This window comes from Thermaerobacter composti (assembly GCF_033582035.1).
In the GTDB taxonomy this organism is placed as follows: Bacteria; Bacillota; Sulfobacillia; order Thermaerobacterales; family Thermaerobacteraceae; genus Thermaerobacter; species Thermaerobacter composti.
The window spans coordinates 2,889,201-2,907,524 of record NZ_CP132508.1 but is presented as its reverse complement, the minus strand read 5'-3'; the positions used below and the strand labels follow the sequence as shown (position 1 = coordinate 2,907,524).

Genomic DNA, 18,324 nt, shown 5'->3' with positions numbered 1-18,324 from the left:
GGCACCAGGTGGAGCGGGCGCCGGCGACGCCGGCCGCCCGAAGGGGGCATCGAGCCATGGCGATCCGCAAGTACAAGCCCACGTCCCCGGGCCGGCGCCAGATGACGGTGCTGGACTACAAGCAGCTGATCACCCGGGACGAACCGGAGAAGTCGCTGCTGGCGCCGCTGAAGAAGAAGGCCGGCCGCAACGCCCAGGGGCGCATCACCGTGCGCCACCGCGGCGGCGGGCACAAGCGGCGGTACCGGATCATCGACTTCAAGCGCGACAAGGACGGCGTGCCGGCCAAGGTGGCGTCCATCGAGTACGATCCGAACCGGACCGCCTTCATCGCCCTGCTCCACTACGCCGACGGGGAGAAGCGCTACATCCTGGCGCCCGTCGGGCTGAAGGTGGGCGATACGGTGATGTCCGGCCCCGACGCGGACATCCGGCCGGGCAACGCCCTGCCCCTGCGCCACATCCCGGTGGGGACCACGGTGCACAACGTGGAGCTCAAGCCGGGCAAGGGGGGCCAGATCGCCCGGGCGGCGGGGGCGGAGGTCCAGGTGGTGGCCAAGGAGGGCGACTACGCCCACCTGCGGCTGCCGTCGGGCGAGGTGCGCCTGGTCCGCCTGGAGTGCAAGGCGACCATCGGTCAGGTCGGCAACCTGGACCACGAGAACGTGACCATCGGCAAGGCCGGCCGCAGCCGTTGGCTGGGGCGCCGGCCTGCGGTCCGCGGCTCGGCGATGAACCCCGTGGACCATCCCCACGGCGGCGGCGAGGGCAAGGCCCCCATCGGGCGCCATCCCGTGACCCCGTGGGGCAAGCCGGCCATGGGCAAGAAGACCCGTCGCAAGAAGCCCTCGGACCGCCTGATCGTCCGGCGGCGGAAGTAGCCGGCCGGTGCGCTGGAGGCGGAGGCGCGGCCGCGGCACCGCGGCGCCGCCCCTGGGGCGGCCGAGGGTGGCGGGGCGGCGCGGTCCGGCCCGCGGACAAGGAGGTGCAGTCTGCGTGGGGCGTTCCCTGAAGAAGGGGCCATACGTGGACCCGAAGCTCTTGAAGAAGATCCGAGCTCTCAACGAGAAGAACCAGCGCCGGGTCATCCGCACCTGGTCGCGGGACAGCACCATCGTGCCCGAGATGGTGGGGCACACCATCGCGGTCCACGACGGCCGCAAGCACGTCCCGGTCTACATCACGGAGGACATGATCGGCCACAAGCTGGGTGAGTTCGCGCCCACCCGCACCTTCCGCGGCCACGCCGACAAGACGGAGCGGCAGGCCCAGGTGCGGTGAGGGCGAGCCGCGAAGGGGGGAACGCCATGGAGGCCCGGGCGGTGGCACGGTTCGTCCGGGTGTCGCCGCGCAAGGCGCGCCAGGTGATCGACCTCGTCCGCGGCAAGCCCGTGGGCGAGGCGTTGACGTTGTTGCGGTACACACCGAAGAAGGCTGCGCGCATCGTGGAGAAGGTGGTGCGCTCGGCGGTCGCCAACGCCACGAACAACCACGACATGGACGAGGATCGGCTGTACATCACCAAGGCGTACGTGGACGAGGGGCCGCGCCTCAAGCGCTGGCGCCCGCGGGCCCGGGGACGGGCCTTCCCCATCCGCAAGCCCACCAGCCACGTGACGGTGATCGTGGCGGAGAGGAAGGAGGGGTAAGGTGGGGCAGAAGACGCACCCGAAGGGGTTTCGGCTCGGCATCATCCGGGATTGGGACTCGCGCTGGTATGCGCGGCGCCAGGAGTTCGTCGACCTGCTCCTGGAGGATCACAAGATCCGCCAGCACATCAAGAAGCGCCTGTACGACGCCGGCATCTCCCGGGTGGAGATCGAGCGGGCGGCCAACCGCATCCGCCTCACCATCCACGCGGGCAAGCCGGGGATGGTGATCGGCAAGGGCGGTACCGGCGTCGAGGCGCTGCGCCAGGACCTGGAGCGCATGACCGGCCGCCAGGTGGCGATCAACGTGGTCGAGGTCAAGGAGCCCGAGCTGGACGCCCAGCTGGTGGCGGAGAACATCGCCGCCCAGATCGAGCGACGCATCTCCTGGCGGCGGGCGATGAAGCAAGCCCTGCAGCGGGCGATGCGGGCCGGCGCCAAGGGCTGCAAGATCCGCGTCTCCGGGCGCCTGGGCGGCGCCGAGATCTCCCGCAGCGAGTGGACGGCGGAGGGGTCCGTGCCGCTGCATACCCTGCGCGCCGACATCGACTACGGCCAGGCCGAGGCGTTCACCACCTACGGCCAGATCGGCGTCAAGGTGTGGATCAACCGCGGGGAGGTCCTGCCGGGGGCCCAGCGGGCCACGGCCGAGCAGGGCGCCCAGGGAGGCCGATGAGCCATGTTGATGCCCAAGCGTGTCAAGTGGCGCAAGCAGCATCGCGGCCGGATGCGGGGCGTGGCCCAGCGCGGCAACACGGTGACCTTCGGCGAGTACGGCCTGCAGGCCCTGGAACGGGGCTGGGTCTCCGACCGCCAGATCGAGGCGGCGCGCGTGGCCATGACCCGTCACCTCCGGCGCGGCGGCAAGGTGTGGATCAAGATCTTCCCGGACAAGCCGGTGACCAAGAAGCCCGCCGAGACCCGCATGGGCGGCGGCAAGGGCAGCCCCGAGTACTGGGTGGCGGTGGTCAAGCCCGGGCGCGTGCTCTTCGAGATCGCCGGGGTGCCCGAGGAGACGGCCCGCGAGGCGATGCGGCTGGCCTCCCACAAGCTGCCCATCAAGACGAAGTTCGTCACCCGCGCGGTGGGTGGTGAGGCCCATGAAGGCTAGGGAGCTCCGCGAGCTGTCCGACGAGGAGCTGGCGAAGAAGCTGCGCGAGCTCAAGGAGGAGCTCTTCAACCTGCGCTTCCAGGCCGCCACCGGGCAGCTGGACAACCCCATGCGCCTGCGCCAGGTGCGGCGGGACATCGCTCGGGTGCAGACCATCCAGCGCGAGCGGGAGCTGGCCGCCCTGCGGGGCACCGGTAGCGAAGGGAGGTAGTCCGGTCCATGGCCCAGGAACGGGGGAAGCGCAAGACGCGGGTCGGCGTCGTCGTGAGCGACAAGATGGACAAGACCGTGGTGGTGGCGGTGGAGCGGCTGGTGCCCCACCCCCTCTACGGCAAGCGCATCCGCCGGACGAAGAAGTTCATGGCCCACGACGAGAACAACGAGTGCCGCGTGGGCGACAAGGTGCGGATCATGGAGACCCGTCCGCTGAGCCGGCACAAGCGGTGGCGGGTGGTGGAGATCCTGGAGCGGCCGAAGCTGGCCCTCATCGAGGAGGCCGCGGAGGAGCCGGTGGAGGACCAGCAGCCTCCCGCATGAGGCCCGCACGACGGCGCCGGAAGGAGGTGTTGGCGGATGATCCAGCCCCAGTCGCGCCTGGTCGTCGCGGACAACACCGGCGCCAAGGAGATCATGGTCATCCGCGTCCTGGGCGGTTCGGCGAAGCGGTACGGGAACATCGGCGACGTGGTGGTGGCGTCGGTCAAGTCCGCAACGCCCGGGGGCGTGGTCAAGAAGGGCGACGTGGTGCGGGCGGTGGTGGTCCGCACGCGCCACGGATTGCGGCGTGAAGACGGTTCGCACATCCGGTTCGACGACAACGCGGCCGTGATCCTGCGGGATGCCCACGAGCCGCGGGGCACGCGCATCTTCGGTCCGGTGGCCCGCGAGCTGCGGGATCGACAGTTCATGCGCATCATCTCCCTGGCGCCCGAGGTGCTGTGAGCCGGCGGACGCCGGCGGTCGACGCCCTGCGGGCGCACGCGGGAGGGCGCGGGAAGGGGATCCCCCATGGCGCGCAAGATGAGCATTCGCAAGGGTGACACCGTCCTGGTCATCTCCGGCAAGGACGCCGGTAAGAAGGGCAAGGTGCTGCGGGCGCTGCCCGCCGAGGAGCGGGTGGTGGTGGAGGGCGTCAACATCGTCAAGCGCCACCAGCGGCCGCGGCCGGGCGTGGTGCAGAGCGGCATCATCGAGAAGGAGGCGCCGATCCACCGGTCCAACGTGATGCTGGTCTGCCCGCGGTGCGGCCGGCCCACCCGCGTGGCCAAGAAGCAGCTGGACGACGGGCGCCGGGTCCGGGCGTGCAAGAAGTGCGGCGAGGTCATCGATCGCTGAGGCCTTGCCGGGGCCCGGCCGGGTTCGTCCGCGGTGGAGGGCGGCAGGCATCGTGAGGCCGGCGCGAACGGCCGGGAGCCACCGGCGCGGCGCCGGCGGGGGAGGGCAAGTCCATGGCCACCGTGGTCACCAATCTGAAGGAGAAGTACGAGAAGGAAGTGGTCCCGGCGCTGATGGAGCGCTTCGGGTACACCAGCATCATGCAGGTCCCCCGGATCGAGAAAATCGTCATCAACATGGGCGTGGGGGACGCCATCCAGAACCCGAAGCTGCTGGACAGCGCCGTCAAGGAGCTGGCGCTGATCACCGGCCAGCGGCCGATGGTCACCCGGGCGAAGAAGTCGATCTCGGCCTTCAAGGTGCGCAAGGGCATGGCCATCGGCTGCAAGGTGACCCTGCGCAAGCAGCGCATGTGGGACTTCTTGACGAAGCTGATCTTCCTGGCGCTGCCGCGGGTGCGCGACTTCCGCGGGCTCGACCCCGACAGCTTCGACGGACGGGGCAACTACACCCTGGGACTGCGGGAGCAGCTGATCTTCCCGGAGATCGACTACGACGACATCGAGAAGGTGCGCGGGATGGACGTGACCATCGTCACCACGGCCGAGACCGACGAGGAGGCCCGCGAGTTGCTGCGCCTGCTGGGCATGCCGTTCCGCCAGTGAGGAGGTGGGTCCATGGCGCGCAAGGCGCTGATCGTCAAGGCCAACCGGGAGCCGAAGTACGCGGTGCGCAAGCGCAACCGCTGCAAGATCTGCGGCCGGCCCCGGGCGTACATGCGCCGCTTCGGCCTGTGCCGGCACTGCTTCCGGCAGCTGGCCCATCGCGGCGAGATCCCGGGCGTCAAGAAGGCCAGCTGGTGAGCTCCCGGCGTGGCGGGAAAGGGGGTTCTGCCCATGACCATGACCGACCCCATCGCGGACATGCTGACGCGCATCCGGAACGCGAACATGGTGGGGCATGAGCGGGTCGACGTGCCGGGATCGAAGATCAAGCGGGCCATCGCCGACATCCTCAAGCAGGAGGGCTACATCCACGACTACCAGTGGATCGACGACGGCAAGCAGGGCGTGATCCGCATCTTCCTCAAGTACGGGCCGGGCAAGAAGCGGGTCATCCAGGGGCTGAAGCGCATCTCCAAGCCCGGCCGGCGGATCTACGCCAGCAAGGACCAGATCCCCCGCGTGCTGGGCGGGCTGGGGATCGCGGTGCTGTCCACGTCCCGCGGCATCATGACCGACAAGCAGGCCCGCGCGGAGGGTGTCGGCGGCGAGGTGCTGTGCTACATCTGGTGAGCGCCGCGGGGCGAGGGCCCGCGGGATCGCCGGCACCGGTCGGGCGCGGGAGGCGCGGGAATCTGCCGAGCGGGAGGTGGATCGCGTGTCGCGGGTTGGCAGGAAGCCCATCCCCATCCCCCAGGGGGTGCAGGTGACCGTCGAGGGCAACGTGGTGCGGGTCAAGGGACCCAAGGGGCAGCTGGAGCGCACCATCCCCGCCGGCCTGGAGGTGGCGGTGGAGGACGGCCAGGTGGTGGTGCGCCGTCAGGACGACGAGCGCCAGCGTCGCGCCCTGCACGGCCTGTTCCGCACCCTGGTGGCCAACATGATCACCGGGGTGACCCAGGGCTACGAGCGCTCCCTGACCCTGGAGGGCGCGGGCTACCGCGCGTCCAAGCAGGGGCGCAAGCTGGTCATGAGCCTCGGCTACTCGCACCCGGTGGAGTACGTGCCGCCGGAGGGCATCGAGATTGAGGTGCCGGCGGCCAACACCGTGGTGGTGCGGGGCATCGACAAGGAACTGGTGGGCAACGTGGCGGCGACCATCCGGGCCAAGCGGCCCCTCAGCCGGTTCCGCTACGCCGACGGTCCGCGGGGCATCCGCTACACCGACGAACGGGTGGCCCTGCGGCCGGCCAAGACGGGCAAGTAACGCTGGTCGCGAAGGGACGGGGTGTCCGGAACATGGCGCGGAAGCCCAAGACGCGGGAGGAAGCCCGCCAGCGCCGGCACCGGCGGGTTCGGAAGAAGGTGTTCGGGACGCCGGAGCGCCCGCGGCTCAACGTCTATCGCAGCCTGAAGCACATCTACGCCCAGGTGATCGACGACGAGGCGGGCGTCACCCTGGTGGCCGCGTCCACCGTCGAACCCGAGCTGCGCGAGGCGGTGGGCGGCTACGGCGGGAACGTGGAGGCGGCCAAGGTGGTGGGGCGGGCCATCGCCCAGCGGGCGCTGGCGCGCGGCATCACCAAGGTCGTCTTCGATCGCGGGGGCTACCGGTACCACGGGCGGGTCAAGGCGCTGGCCGAGGCGGCCCGGGAGGCGGGTCTGCAGTTCTGATCCCAGCCGGAAGGAGGGGACGGCGTGGCGCGTCATCGCAGGCGGCAGCAGGACGGTGACGAGCTGCAGGAGCGGCTGGTGGCCATCAATCGCGTATCCAAGGTGGTCCAGGGCGGCCGCCGCTTCAACTTCAACGCCCTGGTGGTGGTTGGCGACGGCAACGGCCGGGTGGGCGTCGGCATGGGCAAGGCGGCGGAGATCCCGGATGCCATCCGCAAGGCCGTGCAGAAGGCCAAGAAGAACATGATCGAGGTGCCCCGGGTGGGGACCACGATCCCCCATCCCGTGGTGGGCGAGTTCGGGGCCGGGCGGGTGCTGATGAAGCCGGCGGCGCCGGGGACGGGCGTCATCGCCGGCGGCCCCGTGCGGGCGGTGATGGAGGCGGCCGGCATCCGGGACGTGCTGACCAAGTCGCTGGGCTCCAACAACCCGGCCAACGTGGTGTACGCCACCATGGAGGGCCTGAAGTCGCTGCGCAGCGCCGAGGAGGTGGCCCGGCTGCGGGGCAAGCCGGTGGAGGAGCTCATCGGCTGACGGAGCCTGGGCCGGGTGCCGGTCGAGTCGGACGACGGGGGTAGGGAGCATGGCAGGCTTGCACCAGCTGAAGCCGGCGCCGGGTGCCCGCCGCCGCCCCAAGCGGGTGGGCCGCGGCATCGGCTCCGGTCACGGCAAGACGGCGGGACGGGGCACCAAGGGACAGAAGGCGCGCTCGGGTGGCGCCAAGGGGCCGGGCTTCGAGGGCGGGCAGATGCCCCTGCACCGGCGCATCCCCAAGCGCGGCTTCACCAACGCGCCCTTCCGCAAGGAGTACGCCGTGATCAACGTGGAGGACCTCAACCGCTTCGAGCCGGGCACGGAGGTGACCCCCGAGCTCCTCCAGGAGCACGGCCTGATCAAGAAGGGCCGGGATGGCGTCAAGGTGCTCGGCGACGGCGAGATCAAGGTGGCCCTGACGGTGCGGGCCCACAAGTTCAGCGCCTCGGCCCGTGCCAAGATCGAGCAGGCGGGCGGCCGGGCCGAGGTGATCTGACATGCTGGCCACCCTGGGCCGCGCCATCAAGATCGGCGACCTGCGCGCCCGCATCCTCTTCACGCTGGCGATGCTGCTGGTGTTCCGCCTGGGGGTGCACGTGCCCACGCCGGGCGTGATCCCCGAGCGCGTGGCGCCGCTCTTCGCCACGGGCTCGATCTTCCAGCTGCTGGACCTCTTCGCCGGCGGCGCGCTGGCCACGGTGTCCGTGTTCGCCATGAGCATCACGCCCTACATCAACGCGTCGATCATCGTCCAGCTGCTGACGGTGGTGATCCCGCGGCTGGAGGAACTGGCCAAGGAGGGCGAGGAGGGGCGCCGCCGGCTGACCCAGCTGACCCGCTACGGCACCGTGGTCATGGCGCTGCTGCAGGCGGGCGGCATCGCCTACTACCTGCACCGGGCCGGGGCCCTGGAGTGGCCGGGCTTCCCCGGGATGGCCGTGGTGGCCATCACGCTGACCGCCGGCACCGTGCTGCTCATGTGGATCGGCGAGCAGATCACGGAGAACGGCATCGGCAACGGCATCAGCCTGCTGATCTTCGCCGGCATCGTCTCGCGGCTGCCCCATGGCCTGGTCACCCTGACGGAGATGTGGCGGGCCGGGTCGGTGACGCTGTTCCAGATCCTGTTGCTGGTCGTGCTGGGCCTGGCGGTGATCGTCGCCGTGGTGTGGGTGACCGAGGGCCAGCGGCGCATCCCGGTGCAGTACGCCAAGCGCGTGGTGGGGCGACGGATCTACGGCGGCCAGAGCACCCACATCCCCATCCGGGTCAACCAGGCGGGCGTGATCCCGGTGATCTTCGCGGCTTCCCTGGTGGCCCTGCCGCTGACGGTGGCCGGGTTCTTCCCCCAGGCGGGGTGGTCGCAATTCATCGGCCGCTGGTTCGGCTGGGGCACGCCGCTGAACACCGTCATCTACTTCTGGCTGATCGTGGGGTTCACGTTCTTCTACACGGCGATCACCTTCAACCCCCAGGACATCGCCGACAACCTGCGCAAGTACGGCGGCTACATCCCGGGCCTGCGGCCCGGCCGGCCGACCGCCGAGTACCTGGCCCGCGTGGTGACCCGCATCACGGTGGCGGGGGCGCTGTTCCTGGCGCTGATCTCCGTGCTGCCGCTGCTGGTCCGCGGGGTCACCCAAATCGCCACCGTGTACTTCGGCGGCACCGCCCTGCTGATCGTCGTCGGCGTGGCCCTCGAGACGATGAAGCAGATCGAGGCCCACCTGCTGATGCGGCAGTACCAGGGCTTCATGAAGCGGTGAGAGCCGCCGACCGGACGAACCGGCCCCGGGCCGGGGTCCGGGCCAGGCCGGCGGCGCGGTCCAGGGGGCGCGCTGCTCCCGTCGGATCGCCCCCGGGGCCCCCGGGCGCTGGGCCGCGCGGCCGGCCATGCGGCGGCCGACGGCGGTCCGGACCGCTCGGCAACGCGCCCGGCCGCGGCCGCCGCGGGGCCGACCGGGACCGGCGGCGTTGGCCGCCGGCCAGCGGTGGGGAGGGGTAACGTGCGCTGGATCTTTCTCGGCCCGCCGGGGGCGGGCAAGGGGACGCAGGCGGCACGGCTGGCCCAGCGTGCCGGGGTGCCGCAGATCGCCACGGGCGACATGTTCCGCGCGGCGGTGCGCGAGGGGACGCCTCTGGGCCGCGAGGCCAAGCGGTACATGGACGCGGGCCAGCTGGTGCCCGACCACGTGACCCTGGGCCTGGTGCGGGAGCGGCTGGCGCAGCCGGACTGCCGGGCCGGGTTCCTCCTGGACGGGTTTCCGCGCACGGTGGCCCAGGCCGAGGGGCTGGAGGCGGTGCTGGCCGAGCTGGGCGTGGGGCTGGACGGCGTCCTGTACTTCGACGTCCCCGACGCCGTGGTGGTTGAGCGCCTGAGCGGTCGCCGCGTCTGCCCTGCGTGCGGCGCCACCTACCACGTGCGCTTCGATCCGCCGCAGGTGGAGGGCCGCTGCGACCGCTGCGGCGCCGAGCTGGTCCAGCGGCCCGACGACCGCGAGGAGACGGTGCGCCAGCGGCTGGAGGTCTACCGTCGCCAGACCCAGCCGCTGGTCGACTACTACCGGGACGCCGGCCTGTTGCACACCGTGGCGGCCGACCGCCCCATCGCCGAGGTGGAGGCGGAGATCGCGCGGATCACGGGGGTCGGTCGATGATCGAGCTCAAGTCCCCGCGGGAGATCGAGTTGATGCGCGAGGCGGGACGCATCGTGGCGGCGGTGCTGCGGGAGCTGGCGTCGGCGCTGCGGCCCGGCATCACCACCGCGGACCTGGACCGCCTGGCGGAGCGGCTGATCCGCGAGGCCGGCGCCGAGCCGGCCTTCAAGGGCTATCAGGGGTTCCCCGCCAGCATCTGCACGTCGATCAACGACGAGGTGGTCCATGGCATCCCCAGCCCCCGCCGGGTGATCCGGGAGGGCGACGTGGTCTCCATCGACGTCGGGGCGCGCTATCACGGCTATCACGGCGACTCGGCGGCCACCTTCGCCGTCGGGGCGGTGTCTGCCGAGGCACGCCGCCTCTTGGAGGTCACGCGCCGCTCGCTGGAGGCCGGCATCGCGGCGGCGCGGCCGGGGCACCGGGTGGGCGACGTTGGGCACGCCGTCCAGCAGGTGGTGGAGGCGGCCGGCTTCTCGGTGGTGCGGGACTACGCCGGGCACGGCATCGGCCGGGCGATGCACGAGGACCCGCAGGTGCCCAACTACGGCCGGCCCGGGACGGGTCTGCGGCTGCGGCCGGGACTGGTGTTGGCCATCGAGCCGATGGTCAACGCGGGCGGTCCCGCCGTGCGCACCGACCCCGACGGCTGGACGGTGCGCACCGTGGACGGCAGCCTGTCGGCCCACTTCGAGCACACCGTGCTGATCACCGAGGGCGAGCCGGAGGTGCTGACCGCCGGCGCCTTCTAGGCCCATGGACGGACGAACCCGCCCGGCGGGGGACGATGCCGACGGGTGGCGTGGGCGGCCTGGGGAGGCGTCGGGGCGGAATCTTGAGGCGCTGGACTGGCGATACTATAAATTGTGGCCGGAGGTGGCCCCGTGCACGAATCTATCGGGCAACTGGTCACATCCCGTGCTGGGCGCGACCGCGGCCGCCCCTATCTGGTCGTGGCCGTGCTGGACGACCGGTTCGTCCTGGTGGCCGACGGCGACCTGCGGCCGGTGGACCGGCCGAAGCGCAAGAACGTGCGTCACCTGGTCTTCCACCGGGCCTGGGCGCAGGAGATCCGGGAGCAGCTGGCGGCCGGCAAGCGACCGGCCAACGCCGAGCTGCGCCGCGCCCTGACGGCCCTGGTGGAGGCGTACTTCGGGGAGCGGGAAGACGAGGACGGGAAGCCGGAGGTGCAAGGGGGGTGAGGCCGTGGCACGCAAGGAGAACGTGGTCGAGGTCCAGGGGACGGTGGTCGAGCCCTTGCCGAACGGCATGTTTCGTGTAGAATTGGATAATGGCCATAAAGTGATGGCCCACGTCTCGGGCAAGATCCGCATGCACTTCATCCGCATCCTGCCCGGCGACCGGGTAACCCTGGAATTGTCCCCGTACGATCTCACCCGGGGGCGCATCACCTATCGCCACCGGAGTTGACCCGGGCGGTTGCGATCCGAGGTCGCGAACGGAGGGCAGCGAGGGCTGGCTCCGTCCCCCGGGCGGGGCGGCGCCGCGAGGAGGCTTCCATCGATGAAGGTTCGTCCGTCGGTCAAGCGCATCTGCGACAAGTGCAAGATCATCCGCCGCAAGGGCAAGGTGCGGGTGATCTGCGAGAACCCCAAGCACAAGCAGGTGCAGGGTTGAGCCTGGAGGTGTTCGGATGGCCCGCATCGCAGGCGTCGACCTGCCGCGCGACAAGCGCGTCGAGTACGCGCTTCCTTATATTTATGGCATCGGTCTGTCTCGTAGCCGGGAGATCCTGGCCAAGGCGCAGGTCAACCCCGACACCCGGGTGCGGGATCTGACGGAGGATGAGATCAACCGCCTGCGCGCCATCATCGAGCGCGACTACAAGGTGGAGGGCGAGTTGCGCAGCGAGGTCCAGCGCAACATCAAGCGGCTGATCGACATCGGCTGCTACCGCGGCTTGCGCCACCGTCGGGGTCTGCCGGTGCGCGGGCAGCGGACCAGGACCAACGCCCGGACGCGCAAGGGGCCGCGCCGCACGGTGGCGGGCAAGAAGCGTCCGGGGAAGAAGTGAGGCGCGAGGAGGCTGACCCATGGCACGAGGGGGCGCACCGCGCCGGGGTGGCCGCCGCGGAGCGGCCACCCGGCTGCGCCGCAAGGATCGGAAGCACGTCGAGCGCGGTATCGCGCACATCCGATCCACGTTCAACAACACCATCGTCACCATCACCGACGTGGAGGGCAACGCCATCGCCTCCGGGTCGGGCGGGACCAACGGCTTCACAGGCTCGAAGAAGGGCACGCCCTACGCCGCCCAGCTCGCCGCCGAGCAGGCGGCGCGCGAGGCCATGGAGCACGGCATGCGCGAGGTGGAGGTGTGGGTGAAGGGTCCGGGGCCGGGTCGGGAGGCGGCCATCCGCTCCCTGCAGGCCACGGGCCTGGAGGTGACCGCCATCAAGGACGTCACCCCCATCCCCCACAACGGGTGCCGCCCGCCGAAGCGGCGCCGCGTCTAGGCCGGCGCGAGCCCGCTGTCGGCGGCTCGACAGGAGGGCGGAGCCATGAACGAGATGGAGAAGCCGACCATCGAGACCGCGGAGATCAGCGACGACGGCAAGTACGGCCGATTCGTGGTCGAGCCGCTGGAGCGCGGGTACGGCATCACCCTGGGCAACGCCATGCGTCGGGTCCTGCTCTCGTCCTTGCCCGGCGCGGCGGTGACCAGCATCCGCATCGAAGGGGTGCTGCACGAGTTCTCCACGATCCCCGGGGTGGTGGAGGACACGACGGAGATCATCCTCAACCTCAAGGAACTGGCGATCAAGATGCACACCGATGAACCCCAGATCCTGCGCATCGAGGCCCAGGGTGAGGGGGGGGTGCGGGCGGCGGACATCATCACGCCTCCCGAGGTGGAGATCGTTAACGGGGACCACCTGATCGCCACGCTGGAACACGACGGTCGGCTGTTCATGGAGATGACGGTCAAGCGCGGGCGCGGCTACGTCCCCGCCGATCGCAACAAGGACCCCGACCGCAGCATCGGCGTGATCCCCGTCGACTCGATCTTCACGCCGATCCGCAAGGTCAACTTCCAGGTGGAGAACACCCGGGTCGGCAAGATCACCGACTACGACCGGCTGACCCTGGAGATCTGGACCAACGGCACCGTGGCGCCCGACGAGGCGGCCAGCCAGGCGGCCCGCATCCTGACCGACCACCTGGCGCTGTTCCTCGGCCTGACCGACCAGTCCCGCGGCGCCGGCGCGGATGCGGCCAAGGAGGACGACGAGCGGGCGAAGCTGCTGGAGATGAGCATCGACGAGCTCGACCTCTCCGTGCGCTCGTACAACTGCTTGAAGCGGGCCGGCATCAACACCATCGGGGAGCTGGTGGAGAAGACGCCGGAGGACATGATGCGGGTCCGCAACCTGGGCAAGAAGTCGCTGGAGGAGATCGAGGAGAAGCTGGCTGCCCTGGGGCTCTCGCTGAAGCAGCCGGAGGACTGAGCAGCGGGGGCGGCGCGGCGGCGCCGCACGATGGCGTGCGGGCCGGCCGCTCCGAGGCGTGGCCCCGGCCCGGGGCAGGCGGCAGGAGGGAATGGGCGATGGGCCACAAGTCGCGGTTGAACCGGCCGACGGATCAGCGGCAGGCCATGGTGCGCAACCTGGTGACGTCGCTGTTCATCCACGAGCGCATCGAGACCACGGTGACCCGGGCGCGGGAGGCCCAGCGCCTGGCGGAGCACCTGATCACCCTGGCCCGCCGCGGCGACCTGCACGCTCGCCGCCAGGCGGCCGCGGTGCTCTACGACAAGCAGGTGCTGAAGAAGCTGTTCGACGTCATCGGGCCGCGCTACAGCGACCGGCCCGGCGGCTACACCCGCGTACTGAAGCTGGAGCCGCGCCGCGGGGACGGCGCGCCCATGGCGCTGCTGGAGCTGGTGTGAGCCCCGGCGGTCCCGCCCGGCGCGGCGGTGGAGGGCCCGGCGCCGTGACGGGGGACGCGTTCATCCAGATCCGACAGGTCCACTTCGTGTACCACCCCGGCCAGCCGGATGCCGTCGAGGCCCTGCGGGGCATCGACCTGGAGGTGCGCCGGGGTGAATTTTTGGCCGTGGTCGGCGCCAACGGCTCCGGGAAGTCGACCCTCGCGCGGCTGCTCAACGGCCTGCTGCTGCCGACCCGGGGCGAGGTGCGGGTGGCGGGCCGGTCCACCGCCGATCCCGCGGCCCGGGGAGAGATCCGGCGCCTGGTGGGCATGGTCTTCCAGAATCCCGACAACCAGCTGGTGGCCCCCACCGTGGAGGAGGACGTGGCCTTCGGGCCGGAGAACCTCGGGCTGCCGCGGGACGAGATCGCCCGCCGCGTGCGGCGGGCGCTGGAAGCGGTGGGCCTGTGGGAGCGGCGCGCCGATCCACCCCACCGGCTCTCGGGGGGCCAGAAGCAGCGGGTCGCCCTGGCCGGGGTCCTGGCCATGGAACCGGCGTGCCTCGTGCTGGACGAGGCCACCGCCATGCTGGATCCCGCCGGACGGGCGGAGGTCCTCGACGCCGTCACCCGGCTGCACCGGGAGCAGGGGATCACCGTGGTGCTGATCACCCACTTCCTCGAGGAGGCGGCCCGCGCCCAGCGGGTCGTCGTGATGCACCGGGGGCGCGTGGTGGCCGGGGGCCCGTCGGCGGAGGCGTTCGACGGCCCCGACTGGCTGGAGGCCGTGGGGTTGGCGGCGCCGCCCATGGGGCGCCTGGCCGACCGCCTGCGTCGCCGCGGGTGGCGCCTGCCCTCCGGCATCGTCACCGTGGAGCAGCTGGTGGCGGCCCTGCTCCGCCCGGGGTCGCCGGCGCCCGGCGCCGGCGACCTCGGGGGCGGGTCGGCAGCGCCCGGGTCAGGGGGGCCGGGCATGGGGCAGCGAGGGGGAGGACCCGCCGCCGCGGCCCGCAACCCGGCCGCCGGCGGGGTGGGGGGCGGGTGAGGCCGTGGGGATCCAGGTGGAGGGGCTCCATCACGTCTACGGCGCCCCCGGGTGGGCCCACCGCGAGGCGCTCCGCGGCGTCGACCTCGCCATCGCCGACGGGGAGCGCGTGGCCATCATGGGGCCCACGGGGAGCGGCAAGTCCACCCTGGTGCAACACTTCAACGGCCTGCTGCGCCCGACCCGCGGCCGGGTGGAGGTGGACGGGATCGACCTCTGGGCGCCCGGCCCCGATCGCGACGATCGCCTGGCCGAGGCGCGCCGGCGGGTCGGGCTGGTCTTCCAGTTCCCCGAGCAGCAGCTGTTCGCCGAGACGGTGTGGGACGACATCGCCTTCGCCCCGCGCAACCTGGGCTGCGACGAGGCGGAGGTCGCCGCGCGGGTGGAGCGGGCGATGGCGCTGGTGGGCCTGGACCCCGACCTGGGCCGGCGCTCGCCCTTCAGCCTCAGCGGGGGGCAGATGCGGCGGGTGGCCATCGCCGGGGTCCTGGCCATGATGCCGCGGGTGCTGGTGCTGGACGAGCCCACGGCCGGCCTCGACCCGCGCGGAAGGCAGGCCCTGGTCGAGCTGTTGCGCCGGCTCCACCGGGAATCGGGGATCGCCGTGGTGCTGGTCTCCCACGACGTGGACGAGGTGGCCGCCGTGGCCGAGCGGGTGGTGCTCCTGCGCGACGGCCGCATCGAGGCCGACGGGCCCGTCGAGGCCGTCCTGGCCGATGCCGACCTGCTCGCCCGCTGCCGCCTGACCCCGCCGGCCACCGTTCGGCTGCTGGACGAACTGGCCCGCCGGGGGGTGCCGGTGAACCGCGCCCGAGTCGACCTGGACGCGGCCGAGGCGGAGCTGGTGGCGGCGGCCCCCTTCCTGCCCGCCGCGCCCCCCGTTGCGGGGGACGGGCCGCGGCGCCGGAGGGGGGATCGCGGGCCCTCGGGGCCCGCATCGCCACCCGCGCCGCGGGACGACGGCAACCGCGTGCCGCGGCGGGAGGGGTCGCCGTGATCCCCGAACCCGTGCTGGGCCAGTACGTCCCCGGGGACAGCCCCCTGCACCGGCTGGACCCGCGCACGAAGGTGGTGCTCCTGGCCGCCTACTCCCTCGTCCTGTTCCTGGTGCGACAGTGGGCGGCGTACGGCGTGCTGGCCGGGTTCGTCCTGGGCGCGGCCGTCCTGGCGCGGCTGCCCCTGGCCGGTGTCCTCGGCGGGATGCGGCCGATGCTGTGGCTGGTGGGCCTGACCCTGGTCCTCAACCTGGTGGCGGTGCCGGGTGACCCGCTCCTGACCCTGGGCCCGCTGGTGGCGACGCAACAGGGCCTGGAGCTGGGGCTGCGCCTGGCCGTGCGCCTGCTGCTGCTGGTGACCGCCGCCGCGTTGCTCACGCTGACCACCTCGCCCATCGCCCTGACCGACGGCCTCGAGGCCTTGCTCCGGCCGCTGGGGCGCCGGGTCCCCGCCCACGAGCTGGCGATGATGATGACCATCGCGCTGCGCTTCATCCCCACCCTGGCGGAGGAGGCGGAGCGCATCATGAAGGCGCAGATGGCGCGGGGAGCCCAGTTCCACCGGAGCGGTCCCCTGCGGCGGCTGCGGGCGCTGGTGCCGCTGCTGGTCCCGCTCTTCGTCGGCGCCTTCCGGCGCGCCGACGAGCTGGCCCTGGCCATGGAGGCCCGCGGCTACCGGGGTGGGGCCGGCCGGACGCGCTACCGCGAGCTGCGGGTGGGTCGCCGGGATGCCGCGGCGGTGCTGCTGACCGCGCTGGTCTTGGGCGTCGCCCTCCGTTGGGGACGCTAGCGCCCATGGGACGAACCGGCGCGGCCCACCGCGCTCCGCGGGCCCCGTCGCCGCCGGCTCACACCGCGCGGGCCGCAGGGGCCCTCGGTCGCCGCGGGCCGTGCCGCCGACCCGCGGATCCCACGAGGCGGGGCGGGCCGCGCCCCCGGTCCCCCGATCGAGCGGATGGGCGCGACGGCCACCGGCGCCGACACCTGGGACGCGTCGGGGAGGCGGTGAGGCGTTGCCAGCATCGGAAGATGCCGCTCCCAACCCAGCGGCCGACGGCCCCGGGCGCGACCGGGGCGAGGCTGCCGCGGAGGGGCGCCTCTTGCGGGCCATCCTCGCCTACGACGGCACGGACTTCGCCGGCTGGCAGCGCCAGCCCGGGCGCCGGACGGTGCAACAGGTGGTCGAGGAGGCCCTGGCGCGGCTCCTCGGGCATCCGGTGCGGGTGACGGCCGCCGGCCGCACCGATGCCGGCGTGCACGCCCGGGCCCAGGTGATCCACTGGCGCACGCCGCGGCCCTTCCCTGCCGAGCGTCTGGTTCCCGCCCTGCGGGGGTTGCTGCCCCCCGACGTGGTGGCCGTGGCGGCCGACGAGGCGCCGCCCGGCTTCCACGCGCGGTATGGTGCGCGCCGCAAGACCTACGTCTACCACCTGGCGCGCGGGCCGGTCCCCGATCCCCTGCACCGCCGCTGGCAGTGGCACGTGCCGCTGGAACTGGACGTGGCGGCCATGCGGGCCGCGGCGCGCCGGCTGGAGGGCACCCACGACTTCGCGGCCTTCAAGGCCTCCGGCTCCGCCGTGCGACGAACGCGGCGCACCCTGTACCGCTGCGTGGTGGAGGAACGCGGCCCGCTGCTGCGGTTCGTCCTGGAGGCGGACGGCTTCCTCATGCACATGGCCCGGGGCATCGTGGGCACCTTGGTGGAGATCGGACGCGGGCGCTGGTCCCTGGACCACCTGGATGCCCTGCTGACCCAGCGGCGGCGTGACCTGGTGGGGCCGACGGCGCCGGCCCACGGCCTGGTGCTGTGGCGGGTGGCGTACGACGACTGGGTGGCCGAGGGGCCGCCCTGGCCGGGGTGAGGGCGCGGGGCCTGCGAGGCCCGTCGCGCCCGGACGGGACCGACGGGGCAGGGCGCCGGCCGGGGCATCCCATCGACCGCCGCCCCGCCGGCCGATGGGGGCCAGGGATCGCCTTGACAGGCCCCAATCCAGCGTCTAGCATAGGAGATGCTGTTTTCATCGGGTTGCTGGCGTTCCATCGGCCCCGGCCGCGCCGCGGGCCCGTTTGTTGATTGGCGGACCCGGGCCCCCTGCCGGGGCCCGAGGACGGGAGGCAACACCATGCGGACCACCTTCATGGCCCGCCCCCAGGACGTGCAGCGCCAGTGGTACGTGATCGACGCCGACGGCGTGCCCCTGGGCCGCCTGGCGAGCCAGGTGGCGAAGATCCTGCGGGGCAAGCACAAGCCCATCTACACGCCCCACGTGGACACGGGGGACCACGTGATCGTGGTCAACGCCGAGAAGGTGCGCCTGACTGGCAAGAAGCTGGACAAGAAGGTGTACTACCGGCACACGGGTTACCCCGGCGGCTTGAAGGCCATCACCGCGCGGCGGCTGCTGGAGACGCGTCCCGAGCGCATGATCGAGCTGGCCGTGCGCCGCATGTTGCCGCGCAACGCCCTGGGGCGGCGGCAGTTCCGCAAGCTTCACGTCTACCGCGGGCCGGATCACCCCCATGCCGCCCAGCGTCCCCGGCCGCTGACCATCCGGCCCGACGGCACGCCCCAGTGGGAGCAGGCCGCCGCACAGACCGAACCCGGCGCGTGACCGGGCGAAGGTGGCTCGACGTCGGCTGCGACCCACCCGGACGGGGGCCCGCCGGGGCTGCGTCCCGGCCGGCCCCCACGGGGAGGCGGTAGGGTGCTGGCTCGGGCGTCTCGATCGGGCGTGGGAACTCGATCGGGCCTGGGAAAGCGAGGTGAGACGG

At 72.3% G+C, this 18,324-nt stretch carries 31 protein-coding genes; all 31 read left to right on the top strand.

Annotated features, from left to right (window positions below; all coding sequences use genetic code 11):
* The first annotated feature begins 56 nt into the window (after nt 1-56).
* The 31 genes from rplB (at nt 57) to rplM (ending at nt 18,164) form a co-directional block, all read left to right on the top strand.
* Complete coding sequence (gene rplB, locus Q5761_RS11895) at nt 57-881, top strand: 50S ribosomal protein L2 (RefSeq protein ID WP_318750696.1); 825 nt, start codon at nt 57-59, stop codon at nt 879-881.
* Nucleotides 882-996: 115 nt separating this feature from the next.
* The gene (gene rpsS, locus Q5761_RS11890; protein ID WP_318750695.1) at nt 997-1,281 is read left to right on the top strand and encodes a 30S ribosomal protein S19; all 285 of its coding nucleotides are present in this window, start codon (nt 997-999) and stop codon (nt 1,279-1,281) included.
* 26 nt (nt 1,282-1,307) lie between these two features.
* On the top strand, nt 1,308-1,649 hold the full coding sequence (rplV, locus tag Q5761_RS11885) for a 50S ribosomal protein L22 (RefSeq protein WP_135224537.1): 342 nt from the start codon (nt 1,308-1,310) through the stop codon (nt 1,647-1,649).
* 1 nt (nt 1,650) lies between these two features.
* Entirely contained in the window at nt 1,651-2,325 is a 675-nt protein-coding gene (rpsC, locus tag Q5761_RS11880; protein WP_135224536.1) for a 30S ribosomal protein S3, read from the top strand.
* Between the two features lie 3 nt (nt 2,326-2,328).
* A complete protein-coding gene (gene rplP, locus Q5761_RS11875; protein WP_135224535.1) occupies nt 2,329-2,760 on the top strand; it encodes a 50S ribosomal protein L16 in 432 nt (143 codons plus the stop codon).
* Nucleotides 2,750-2,971 carry a 50S ribosomal protein L29 gene (rpmC, locus tag Q5761_RS11870; protein ID WP_318750694.1) on the top strand — a complete coding sequence of 74 codons (222 nt, stop codon included), beginning with the start codon at nt 2,750-2,752 and terminating at the stop codon, nt 2,969-2,971. The genes rplP and rpmC overlap by 11 nt, the downstream gene beginning before the upstream one ends.
* An 8-nt stretch (nt 2,972-2,979) precedes the next feature.
* On the top strand, nt 2,980-3,297 hold the full coding sequence (gene rpsQ / locus Q5761_RS11865) for a 30S ribosomal protein S17 (protein WP_135224533.1): 318 nt from the start codon (nt 2,980-2,982) through the stop codon (nt 3,295-3,297).
* 36 nt (nt 3,298-3,333) lie between these two features.
* On the top strand, nt 3,334-3,702 hold the full coding sequence (rplN, locus tag Q5761_RS11860) for a 50S ribosomal protein L14 (RefSeq protein ID WP_135224532.1): 369 nt from the start codon (nt 3,334-3,336) through the stop codon (nt 3,700-3,702).
* A gap of 66 nt (nt 3,703-3,768) precedes the next feature.
* Nucleotides 3,769-4,095: a 50S ribosomal protein L24 gene (gene rplX / locus Q5761_RS11855; RefSeq protein WP_135224531.1), complete on the top strand. Its 327-nt coding sequence runs from the start codon at nt 3,769-3,771 to the stop codon at nt 4,093-4,095.
* Between the two features lie 113 nt (nt 4,096-4,208).
* A complete protein-coding gene (gene rplE / locus Q5761_RS11850; RefSeq protein WP_135224530.1) occupies nt 4,209-4,760 on the top strand; it encodes a 50S ribosomal protein L5 in 552 nt (183 codons plus the stop codon).
* Nucleotides 4,761-4,772: 12 nt separating this feature from the next.
* Nucleotides 4,773-4,958, top strand: coding sequence for a type Z 30S ribosomal protein S14 (locus Q5761_RS11845; protein ID WP_135224529.1), 186 nt, complete (start codon nt 4,773-4,775; stop codon nt 4,956-4,958).
* A 33-nt stretch (nt 4,959-4,991) separates the two neighbouring features.
* A complete protein-coding gene (gene rpsH, locus Q5761_RS11840; RefSeq protein ID WP_135224528.1) occupies nt 4,992-5,390 on the top strand; it encodes a 30S ribosomal protein S8 in 399 nt (132 codons plus the stop codon).
* A gap of 85 nt (nt 5,391-5,475) precedes the next feature.
* On the top strand, nt 5,476-6,024 hold the full coding sequence (gene rplF / locus Q5761_RS11835) for a 50S ribosomal protein L6 (RefSeq protein ID WP_135224527.1): 549 nt from the start codon (nt 5,476-5,478) through the stop codon (nt 6,022-6,024).
* Between the two features lie 32 nt (nt 6,025-6,056).
* On the top strand, nt 6,057-6,431 hold the full coding sequence (rplR, locus tag Q5761_RS11830) for a 50S ribosomal protein L18 (protein WP_135224526.1): 375 nt from the start codon (nt 6,057-6,059) through the stop codon (nt 6,429-6,431).
* 24 nt (nt 6,432-6,455) lie between these two features.
* Nucleotides 6,456-6,965 (top strand): 30S ribosomal protein S5, encoded by a 510-nt coding sequence (gene rpsE / locus Q5761_RS11825; protein ID WP_135224525.1) that lies wholly within the window; start codon nt 6,456-6,458, stop codon nt 6,963-6,965.
* Nucleotides 6,966-7,014: 49 nt separating this feature from the next.
* Nucleotides 7,015-7,461 carry a 50S ribosomal protein L15 gene (gene rplO, locus Q5761_RS11820; protein ID WP_135224524.1) on the top strand — a complete coding sequence of 149 codons (447 nt, stop codon included), beginning with the start codon at nt 7,015-7,017 and terminating at the stop codon, nt 7,459-7,461.
* 1 nt (nt 7,462) lies between these two features.
* Entirely contained in the window at nt 7,463-8,731 is a 1,269-nt protein-coding gene (gene secY, locus Q5761_RS11815) for a preprotein translocase subunit SecY (RefSeq protein WP_318750693.1), read from the top strand.
* A gap of 240 nt (nt 8,732-8,971) precedes the next feature.
* Nucleotides 8,972-9,622 carry an adenylate kinase gene (locus Q5761_RS11810; protein WP_135224522.1) on the top strand — a complete coding sequence of 217 codons (651 nt, stop codon included), beginning with the start codon at nt 8,972-8,974 and terminating at the stop codon, nt 9,620-9,622.
* A complete protein-coding gene (gene map, locus Q5761_RS11805) occupies nt 9,619-10,374 on the top strand; it encodes a type I methionyl aminopeptidase (protein ID WP_318750692.1) in 756 nt (251 codons plus the stop codon). The genes Q5761_RS11810 and map overlap by 4 nt, the downstream gene beginning before the upstream one ends.
* 132 nt (nt 10,375-10,506) lie before the next feature.
* Nucleotides 10,507-10,824 carry a KOW domain-containing RNA-binding protein gene (locus Q5761_RS11800; RefSeq protein WP_135224520.1) on the top strand — a complete coding sequence of 106 codons (318 nt, stop codon included), beginning with the start codon at nt 10,507-10,509 and terminating at the stop codon, nt 10,822-10,824.
* Between the two features lie 4 nt (nt 10,825-10,828).
* Nucleotides 10,829-11,053 (top strand): translation initiation factor IF-1, encoded by a 225-nt coding sequence (infA, locus tag Q5761_RS11795; RefSeq protein WP_006902860.1) that lies wholly within the window; start codon nt 10,829-10,831, stop codon nt 11,051-11,053.
* Nucleotides 11,054-11,146: 93 nt separating this feature from the next.
* Nucleotides 11,147-11,260 (top strand): 50S ribosomal protein L36, encoded by a 114-nt coding sequence (rpmJ, locus tag Q5761_RS11790; protein WP_006902861.1) that lies wholly within the window; start codon nt 11,147-11,149, stop codon nt 11,258-11,260.
* Nucleotides 11,261-11,276: 16 nt separating this feature from the next.
* The gene (gene rpsM, locus Q5761_RS11785; RefSeq protein ID WP_318750691.1) at nt 11,277-11,657 is read left to right on the top strand and encodes a 30S ribosomal protein S13; all 381 of its coding nucleotides are present in this window, start codon (nt 11,277-11,279) and stop codon (nt 11,655-11,657) included.
* A gap of 19 nt (nt 11,658-11,676) precedes the next feature.
* Nucleotides 11,677-12,099, top strand: coding sequence for a 30S ribosomal protein S11 (gene rpsK, locus Q5761_RS11780; RefSeq protein WP_135224517.1), 423 nt, complete (start codon nt 11,677-11,679; stop codon nt 12,097-12,099).
* 45 nt (nt 12,100-12,144) lie between these two features.
* A complete protein-coding gene (locus Q5761_RS11775; protein WP_135224516.1) occupies nt 12,145-13,092 on the top strand; it encodes a DNA-directed RNA polymerase subunit alpha in 948 nt (315 codons plus the stop codon).
* Between the two features lie 98 nt (nt 13,093-13,190).
* Nucleotides 13,191-13,532, top strand: coding sequence for a 50S ribosomal protein L17 (gene rplQ, locus Q5761_RS11770; RefSeq protein ID WP_135224515.1), 342 nt, complete (start codon nt 13,191-13,193; stop codon nt 13,530-13,532).
* A gap of 44 nt (nt 13,533-13,576) precedes the next feature.
* Complete coding sequence (locus Q5761_RS11765; RefSeq protein WP_135224514.1) at nt 13,577-14,557, top strand: energy-coupling factor transporter ATPase; 981 nt, start codon at nt 13,577-13,579, stop codon at nt 14,555-14,557.
* A gap of 4 nt (nt 14,558-14,561) precedes the next feature.
* Nucleotides 14,562-15,554 carry an energy-coupling factor transporter ATPase gene (locus tag Q5761_RS11760; protein ID WP_135224513.1) on the top strand — a complete coding sequence of 331 codons (993 nt, stop codon included), beginning with the start codon at nt 14,562-14,564 and terminating at the stop codon, nt 15,552-15,554.
* Nucleotides 15,551-16,342: an energy-coupling factor transporter transmembrane protein EcfT gene (locus Q5761_RS11755; RefSeq protein ID WP_318750690.1), complete on the top strand. Its 792-nt coding sequence runs from the start codon at nt 15,551-15,553 to the stop codon at nt 16,340-16,342. Before Q5761_RS11760 ends, Q5761_RS11755 begins: the two co-directional genes overlap by 4 nt.
* A 223-nt stretch (nt 16,343-16,565) precedes the next feature.
* Nucleotides 16,566-17,414, top strand: coding sequence for a tRNA pseudouridine(38-40) synthase TruA (gene truA / locus Q5761_RS11750; protein WP_135224511.1), 849 nt, complete (start codon nt 16,566-16,568; stop codon nt 17,412-17,414).
* 261 nt (nt 17,415-17,675) lie between these two features.
* Nucleotides 17,676-18,164, top strand: a complete 489-nt coding sequence (gene rplM, locus Q5761_RS11745; RefSeq protein ID WP_135224510.1) for a 50S ribosomal protein L13 — start codon at nt 17,676-17,678, stop codon at nt 18,162-18,164.
* Nucleotides 18,165-18,324: the final 160 nt, after the last annotated feature.

Coding starts and splice junctions, on each gene's coding strand:
- rplB (WP_318750696.1), top strand. CDS start 57: ATGGCGATCCGCAAGTACAAGCCCACGTCCCCGGGCCGGCGCCAGATG.
- rplV (WP_135224537.1), top strand. CDS start 1,308: ATGGAGGCCCGGGCGGTGGCACGGTTCGTCCGGGTGTCGCCGCGCAAG.
- rplP (WP_135224535.1), top strand. CDS start 2,329: ATGTTGATGCCCAAGCGTGTCAAGTGGCGCAAGCAGCATCGCGGCCGG.
- rpmC (WP_318750694.1), top strand. CDS start 2,750: ATGAAGGCTAGGGAGCTCCGCGAGCTGTCCGACGAGGAGCTGGCGAAG.
- rpsQ (WP_135224533.1), top strand. CDS start 2,980: ATGGCCCAGGAACGGGGGAAGCGCAAGACGCGGGTCGGCGTCGTCGTG.
- rplN (WP_135224532.1), top strand. CDS start 3,334: ATGATCCAGCCCCAGTCGCGCCTGGTCGTCGCGGACAACACCGGCGCC.
- rplX (WP_135224531.1), top strand. CDS start 3,769: ATGGCGCGCAAGATGAGCATTCGCAAGGGTGACACCGTCCTGGTCATC.
- rplE (WP_135224530.1), top strand. CDS start 4,209: ATGGCCACCGTGGTCACCAATCTGAAGGAGAAGTACGAGAAGGAAGTG.
- Q5761_RS11845 (WP_135224529.1), top strand. CDS start 4,773: ATGGCGCGCAAGGCGCTGATCGTCAAGGCCAACCGGGAGCCGAAGTAC.
- rpsH (WP_135224528.1), top strand. CDS start 4,992: ATGACCATGACCGACCCCATCGCGGACATGCTGACGCGCATCCGGAAC.
- rplR (WP_135224526.1), top strand. CDS start 6,057: ATGGCGCGGAAGCCCAAGACGCGGGAGGAAGCCCGCCAGCGCCGGCAC.
- rplO (WP_135224524.1), top strand. CDS start 7,015: ATGGCAGGCTTGCACCAGCTGAAGCCGGCGCCGGGTGCCCGCCGCCGC.
- secY (WP_318750693.1), top strand. CDS start 7,463: ATGCTGGCCACCCTGGGCCGCGCCATCAAGATCGGCGACCTGCGCGCC.
- map (WP_318750692.1), top strand. CDS start 9,619: ATGATCGAGCTCAAGTCCCCGCGGGAGATCGAGTTGATGCGCGAGGCG.
- rpmJ (WP_006902861.1), top strand. CDS start 11,147: ATGAAGGTTCGTCCGTCGGTCAAGCGCATCTGCGACAAGTGCAAGATC.
- rpsM (WP_318750691.1), top strand. CDS start 11,277: ATGGCCCGCATCGCAGGCGTCGACCTGCCGCGCGACAAGCGCGTCGAG.
- rpsK (WP_135224517.1), top strand. CDS start 11,677: ATGGCACGAGGGGGCGCACCGCGCCGGGGTGGCCGCCGCGGAGCGGCC.
- Q5761_RS11775 (WP_135224516.1), top strand. CDS start 12,145: ATGAACGAGATGGAGAAGCCGACCATCGAGACCGCGGAGATCAGCGAC.
- rplQ (WP_135224515.1), top strand. CDS start 13,191: ATGGGCCACAAGTCGCGGTTGAACCGGCCGACGGATCAGCGGCAGGCC.
- rplM (WP_135224510.1), top strand. CDS start 17,676: ATGCGGACCACCTTCATGGCCCGCCCCCAGGACGTGCAGCGCCAGTGG.